This is a genomic window from Rhodoferax sp. (assembly GCF_014859475.1).
Taxonomy (GTDB): Bacteria; Pseudomonadota; Gammaproteobacteria; order Burkholderiales; family Burkholderiaceae_C; genus Rhodoferax.
Genome location: NZ_JACUUE010000014.1, coordinates 23,921 through 29,920, shown reverse-complemented (window position 1 = coordinate 29,920; position 6,000 = coordinate 23,921). Strand labels below are relative to the sequence as shown.

Below are 6,000 nucleotides of genomic sequence, written 5' to 3'. Positions count from 1 at the left end.
CCCTGACCCCGGGTGCGGGTGCGTGCGCCTGCGCCCGCCAGGGCAACAGGCTCAGGGCGAGCCCGATAAGCAACACATGCCAGCGCAGGATCATGCAGGGGTCAACGCTCAGTTATCGAGCCGCAGGGTGACATAGGCGCGCCGCTCGAAGGCAAACGACTTGTAGAAGTCGGCCTGTGCCGCCCCCTGGTTTTGCACCGTGAGTGCGATTTCACCCGCCCGACGGCCGAAATGAAGCGTCTTGCTCAAGCGCCAATCGGTTCGCGTGATGAATTGTTTGTATTCGCCTGTTCTTTGCAGTCTGAACGGGTTGCTGTTTTGATGACTGATGGAAAAACCCCAGCCGTTGGGAAATTGTTGCGAGAAAAACACATTGCTGGCAGCCTCGGGCATCGTGTTGCGCAAGTCTTGCTTGGTCGGCGGGCTCGGAAAAGCCAATTTGGTAAACGACTGGTTAACCCCCAGTTGGGCACCTCGCCATGGGCGGCCCGTCCATTGCAGCTCGATGCCGCGCAACGTCAGACTGTCGCCATTGACGTAATCACGCAGCCCGGTAAAGGGTTTGCCGTCAATCTGCGCATCGTATCTCGTGGCCTGAATCAAGCCGCTCATCGACTCATCAAAAAGGCGCACATCAAGGCTTGAGTTCAACCAGGCATAGTTGCCGTAGTAGCCCAGCTCGCGGGTGAGCACGGACTCGGGCACCACATTGCCACGCGCCAAATAGAGGATACCGAACACTTTACCGTTGGCCGAGTAGCGCACATCGCTACTTGTTTCGAACTCACTGGGGGGCCGGAACGACCTGGCCATGCCGGCGCGCAGCGTCTGGCCGCGGGCAACGTGCCAGTTCAGCATCAGCCGGGGTGCCAGGCTGGAACCGCTGGCACTGCTGTGCTCGGCCATCACGCCAGCATTGAGCAACAGCTCGGGGTGGATGCGCCATTCAGCATGGGCGAACAGGCGCGAGAAATCGGTCACCAGCGGCTCGGACGTGTTGTACACCGGCAGCGATTTCACCGATTCGCGGCGCAGTTCTGCTCCCCAGACCATGCGCACAACCTGACCCAGGCGCAGCGTGTGCTGCGCCGTCAGGGAATCGTTGCTGGCGGTGCCGCTGAAATCAAAATCGACTTTTGGGGCCAGCAGAAAAGGCGCTACATCGCGGTAGGTTTCCTGATTGTGCGCAAACACCAGCGCCAGGTCCTGCTCGGGGCTGAGCACCTTGTTCCAATCCACTTGCACAAAACTGGAATCATAAAAGGTGTCGCGCAAGGGTTCTAACGGATTGTTGGCAAAGCCACGCCCGGCAGCAATGTCCATCCAGCCAGCGCGCAACTGCACGTCGGTGTTGCCCGACACGCGCCAGTCCGATCTGAAATTCACCCGCCTGACCCGGTTGTGGCCGTTGGCACCGGTCAAGCCGTCGTCTCCCTGCTGGTCGATACCAAGGCGCATGCTGCTGTTTTCAAGGCGCCAACCCAGCCCCAGTTGGGTGTCCTTGATACCGTTTTCGCCCTGGTTGACCCTGACGTTTACCCCCAGGGTAGCGGCGCTATGCCGGGTCACGATGTTGACCACGCCGAGCATGGCGCGCGCGCCGTAAGCCACCGAATTGGCGCCGCGCAGCACCTCGATGCGCTCGATGTCTTCCAGCGCCACCGACATCAGGCCGGGTGCGACACTGCCGGCCACATAGGTCGAATAAACCGAGCGGCCGTCCACCAGCACCTGAATACGCCCGGAGTAGTGGCCAAAAACACCGTGGTAGCTGGCCTGCGGCGCATCGGCTTCAAACGACATGCTGGTTTGAAAACCGGGCACCAGGCGCAGCAGATCGGGCACATCGCGGGCACCGGAGCTGCGAATAAAGTCGCGGTCGAGGATGGTGACCGCACCCGGTGTTTCATCGAGGCGCTGCGGCATGCGCGACACCGACAGCACGATCGGCATGTCATCAAGAAAATCTTTTTCGGAAACACCCGTGGTGCTCTGCGCCCATCCCGCAGGCGCGCCCAGCAGGCAGGCCAGACCAAGCAGCAAAAAAAAATTGGTTCGGGATGGCGGTTGAACTATTTTTCATGCCGCCATTCTGCCTCCACGCATGCCTGTTTTGGCTTACAGCGCCGCCGCCAAGGTTCAAGCCGGGCTTGCCACCACCCTGCCCGCTTCGATCGTGATGCTGCGCGCGCAGCGTTCTGCCATGGCGCGGTCATGGGTGACCAGCAGCAGCGTGGTGCCAAGCTCGCGGTTGAGCTCGAACATCAGGCCCATCACCTTTTCGCCGGTGGCAAAGTCCAGGCTGCCAGTAGGCTCGTCGGCCAGCAACACCGCCGGTTGCACCACAAAAGCCCGCGCCAGCGCCACGCGTTGCTGCTCACCACCCGAAAGTACCTTGGGGTAATGCCCCAAGCGCTCGGCCAGGCCCACACGCGCCAGCATCTCGGTGGCCAGTTTGCGCGCCTGCCGACGCCCCGCCAACTCCAGTGGCAGCATGACGTTTTCCAGCGCCGTCAGATTGCCCAGCAACTGAAAACTCTGGAACACAAAACCGAGCTTTTCGGCACGCAGCGCGGCGCGGTCGTCCTCGCTCATGGCAAACAGGTCTTGGCCCGCCAACCGCACGGTGCCGCGGCTGGGCGTGTCCAGGCCGGCAATGATCGACAGCAGCGTGCTCTTGCCCGAACCCGAAGCACCGACAATAGCCACTGTTTCACGCGACTGCAGGGCAAAATCGATGTCCTGCAAAATCTCCAGAGTGCCGGTGGCATCGGTCACCGACTTGAATACGTGCTCTACCGAGATAATGACATCAGACATGAACTTTTCTTTGCAACAAAACCATTTGAACCGACGCCACTGTATCGCGCTCGCGGCAATCCTCGCTGGCAGCGGGATTTGTAGCAGCGCGCTGGCCGTTGTCAACCCGCCGGCGCACCCCGTCAACACCATTCTGGTGCTGGGTGACTCCTTGAGCGCTGAATACGGCCTCAAGCGTGGCAGCGGCTGGGTGGCGCTGCTGGCGCAGCAACTGCAGGCTGAAAAAATCAACGCCAGGGTGGTCAACGCCAGCATCAGCGGCGACACCACTTCGGGCGGGCGCGCCCGTCTGGGGGCCTTGCTGATGCAGCACCGCCCCACGTTGCTGGTGGTCGAACTCGGCGCCAATGACGCACTGCGCGGCCTGCCACTGGCGCTGACCCGCGGCAACCTGCTGGCCATGACGCGCCAGGCGCAGCAAACGGGTGCCCGCGTGCTGCTGCTGGGCATGCAGATGCCGCCCAACTATGGCCGCGAGTACAGCCAGCGCTTTGCCGACATGTATGCCGAGGTGGCCAAAACCACGCAAGCAGCGCTGGTGCCTTTCTTGCTTGCGGGCATCGCCGACGCGCCCGACAGCATGGCCTGGTTTCAGGCTGACCGCATCCACCCCAAAGAAGAGGCCCAGCCGCGTATGCTGGCCAACGTCTGGCCGACCCTCAAGAAAGGCCTGCAATGAGTCTGACACCGCTTGGTGCGGCCGAGGTCATCGCCCGGCTGGCCGACTTTGATGCCATCATCGATGCCCGCAGCGAAGCAGAATACCTGGAAGACCACCTGCCCGGCGCCATCAACTGGCCAACCCTGAACAATGCCGAGCGCATTGAAATCGGCACCTTGTACAAGCAGGTCAACCCCTTCGAAGCCCGCAAACGCGGCGCGGCAAAAGCCGCGCGCAACATTGCCGCGCACATCGAGCGCGAGGTGATCGACAAGCCGCGCGGCTGGCAACCACTGGCCTACTGCTGGCGCGGCGGCCAGCGCAGCGGCTCGCTGGCCCTGATCCTGAGCCAGATCGGTTTTCGGGTGACGCTGGTGGAAGGCGGCTACAAGGCCTTTCGGGCGGCGCTGGTGCAAGACATCGTTGCGCGGGTTTCCGGCCTGTCATTCCGGGTGATCTGCGGCCCCACCGGCAGCGGCAAAACGCGGCTGCTGCAGGCGCTGGCGGCACAAGGCGCGCAGGTGCTCGACCTGGAAGCGCTGGCCAACCATCGCAGCTCGGTGCTGGGTGCCATGCCCGGACTGGCGCAACCGACGCAAAAACGCTTTGACACGCTGATCTGGGAGCGCCTGCGCAGCTTTGATGCTGCACGGCCGGTTTTCGTCGAGAGTGAAAGCAAAAAAGTGGGCAATTTGTCGGTGCCCACGGCCTTGATCGAGGCCATGCGCGCCAGCCCCTGCCTGAACCTGCAACTGACCAACGCCGAGCGCGTGGCGCTGTTGCTGGAAGACTATGACTACCTGACGCGCGATGTGGCTTATTTTTGCGACCGTTTGTCTGCCTTGGTGGTGCTCAGGGGCCGTGCCGTGGTGGAACACTGGCAGGCGCAGGCCCGGGCGGGAGAATTTGCCGAGGTGGTGCTGGAATTGCTGCAGCAGCATTACGACCCGGCCTACCTGCAATCGATGCAGCGCAACTTTGTGCAATTTGGCCAAGCGGAGCATCTGAAGCCGGCAGACCGGTCAGCAGCTGCCATGGCCAAGTTGGCGCACCAATTGGTGTCAGGCAAGCCGGAACCAGCCTGACACAGGCGCCTTCCTGACGACCCAAGCGGGATTCAGGCGGCAGTGCCTTCGGGAGGTTGATTTGGCTCGTCGTCCCTGACTTCTTCAGGGCCAGTCTCACTCGCTTTGCGCTGGGCTTTTTCCTTGAGTTTTTCTTCTTTTTTCTTCTTTTTCGCCAGTTCTTTCTGACGTTTTTCGTAGCCGTAATTAGGTGTTGCCAAGTTGTACTTTCAAGTTAGTTGGTTGATTTTAGCTGGGCCAAGGCTTGCAGCAGGTCAGCCTGCAAATCAGGGGCCGACTCCAGACCGATGGAAAAGCGAACTATTATCCCGGTCTGCAGATGAACCGGCCAGCTTGAACGCATGGTTTCCAGTTGGTAAGGCATGACCAGACTCATGGGGCCACCCCAACTGTAGCCAATTTTGAACAATTGCATGGCATCGCAAAACGCATCGACCTGACGCTGGGTGTAGGTGGGTTTGAAGATCACGCTGAGCAAACCGGCAGCCGCCCCCAAAGCGTTCCCGCACAAGCCCTGCCACTGCGCATGGCCGGGTGAGTCGGCCAATGCCGGATGCAGCACCTGGGCAAACTCGTCACGCTGCAGGCACCATTGCGCCAAAGCACGGGTGGTTTCGTCATGCTGGCGGTAGCGCAGGGCCATGCTGGGCAAGGCCCGCAACACAGCCTCGGCATCATTGGCGCCCACGCCGAGCCCCAGGCGCATGTGGCACAGCTTGAGCCGCATGTGCAGGCGCTCATCGGTGGTGATGACACTGCCCATCAGCACATCGCCGCCACCGCTGGGGTACTTGGTGAGCGCATGGATGGAAATATCGACAGCCAATGCAGGTTGCTCACCCGGTGCGAGGTCGAACGGCTTGAAGGCCACACCGGCACCCCAGGTGTTGTCCAGCGCACAGAGCACGCCTGCCGCCTTGCACAGGCGCACCTGCGCGCACAGGTCAGGAAATTCCAGCGTGACCGAACCCGCCGCTTCCAGCCAAACCAACCTGGTTTGCGGTGAAATTTTGCCAGCCAGGTCGGCTGGGTCCATCGGGTCAAAGTAACGGTGCGTGATGCCCCAGTGCGCCAACTCGCCCTCGGCCAGGGCTTTGGACGGGCCGTAGGCGTTGTCGGGAATGAGCACCTCGTCGCCACGCTTGAGCAAGGCCAGCGCTACCGTGGCGATGGCCGCCAGACCGCTGGGCACCAGCAGGCATTGGGCACCGCCTTCGAGCGTGCAAAGACGTTCTTCGAGCGTATAAGTGGTCGGCGTGCCATGCAGTCCGTAGGTGTAGGCGGACTTGTCTTTCCAGTCGAAGTCACGCATGGCGGCCACGTTCGGAAAAAACACCGTGGAAGCCTTGAAAATGCCGGGCTGAGGTGCGGCAAACCCAGGCGGGGGCTGGTAGGGGTGGTGGATCAGGGTGGTGGTCAGGCTAGCCATGGCAG

Annotated in this window: 6 protein-coding genes; 2 read left to right on the top strand and 4 right to left on the bottom strand. The window is 61.7% G+C overall.

The features are described from left to right. Positions 1-108: 108 nt before the first annotated feature. Both IBX54_RS02625 and IBX54_RS02620 read right to left on the bottom strand, forming a co-directional pair. Positions 109-2,043 carry a TonB-dependent siderophore receptor gene (locus IBX54_RS02625; protein ID WP_296541101.1) on the bottom strand — a complete coding sequence of 645 codons (1,935 nt, stop codon included), beginning with the start codon at positions 2,041-2,043 and terminating at the stop codon, positions 109-111. 96 nt (positions 2,044-2,139) lie between these two features. Further along, positions 2,140-2,820, bottom strand: coding sequence for an ABC transporter ATP-binding protein (locus IBX54_RS02620; RefSeq protein ID WP_296541100.1), 681 nt, complete (start codon positions 2,818-2,820; stop codon positions 2,140-2,142). Here IBX54_RS02620 and IBX54_RS02615 point away from each other — a divergent pair. After that, positions 2,819-3,499, top strand: coding sequence for an arylesterase (locus tag IBX54_RS02615; RefSeq protein WP_296541099.1), 681 nt, complete (start codon positions 2,819-2,821; stop codon positions 3,497-3,499). The two genes, IBX54_RS02620 and IBX54_RS02615, sit on opposite strands and share 2 nt — an antisense overlap. Further along, a complete protein-coding gene (gene mnmH / locus IBX54_RS02610; RefSeq protein WP_296541098.1) occupies positions 3,496-4,566 on the top strand; it encodes a tRNA 2-selenouridine(34) synthase MnmH in 1,071 nt (356 codons plus the stop codon). The genes IBX54_RS02615 and mnmH overlap by 4 nt, the downstream gene beginning before the upstream one ends. Before the next feature lie 32 nt (positions 4,567-4,598). On the opposite strand, the gene IBX54_RS02605 is transcribed toward mnmH, so the two are convergent. Both IBX54_RS02605 and IBX54_RS02600 read right to left on the bottom strand, forming a co-directional pair. Further along, positions 4,599-4,766 (bottom strand): hypothetical protein, encoded by a 168-nt coding sequence (locus IBX54_RS02605; protein ID WP_296541097.1) that lies wholly within the window; start codon positions 4,764-4,766, stop codon positions 4,599-4,601. A 14-nt stretch (positions 4,767-4,780) separates the two neighbouring features. Further along, a complete protein-coding gene (locus IBX54_RS02600) occupies positions 4,781-5,995 on the bottom strand; it encodes a PLP-dependent transferase (RefSeq protein WP_296541096.1) in 1,215 nt (404 codons plus the stop codon). Positions 5,996-6,000: the final 5 nt, after the last annotated feature.

Excerpts from the sequence above, each read along its gene's own strand:
- IBX54_RS02615 (WP_296541099.1), top strand. The coding sequence starts at position 2,819 with ATGAACTTTTCTTTGCAACAAAACCATTTGAACCGACGCCACTGTATC.
- IBX54_RS02620 (WP_296541100.1), bottom strand. The coding sequence starts at position 2,820 with ATGTCTGATGTCATTATCTCGGTAGAGCACGTATTCAAGTCGGTGACC.
- mnmH (WP_296541098.1), top strand. The coding sequence starts at position 3,496 with ATGAGTCTGACACCGCTTGGTGCGGCCGAGGTCATCGCCCGGCTGGCC.
- IBX54_RS02600 (WP_296541096.1), bottom strand. The coding sequence starts at position 5,995 with ATGGCTAGCCTGACCACCACCCTGATCCACCACCCCTACCAGCCCCCG.